Source organism: Alkalibacterium sp. s-m-28 (assembly GCF_054658175.1).
In genome coordinates, this window is sequence record NZ_BAAGIQ010000303.1 from 1 (window position 1) to 375 (window position 375).

At 34.9% G+C, this 375-nt stretch carries 1 pseudogene; it reads right to left on the reverse strand.

Features of this window, described 5'->3' with window-relative positions:
• Positions 1-130: 130 nt before the first annotated feature.
• A pseudogene (locus ACYQ4S_RS12430) lies at positions 131-375 on the reverse strand (transposase); the annotation flags it as partial.

The window sequence follows — 375 nt, forward strand, 5'->3', positions numbered from 1 at the left end:
TATGCAAACCAACGGTTAGCTGAGAGAAAGAACAGAAAAGAAATAGCCGTGTAATTTTTAAAAAATAGTCATTTTGAAATTAGACGAGTGTTTCCTTTTTTAAAAAGTTAGTTATGAAATTGGTTCAGTTACCAGATTGATGTTTTGGCCAATAAAGACCAGCGTATTTTGCCAGTTGAGCTTCATGGTTAAATCGGTCAATTTGACCAACTTCAGCGATAATGCCTGCGGCATAAACAGGTCCAATTCCTGGAATGCTTAACAATGTTTTGGCGCTATCGATGGTTTCCATAATATTCTCAATGGCTTTATCAATGATTTTTATTTCTTGTTCAAATCCACGTATAACACGCATTTGAACACCTAGATTGATAT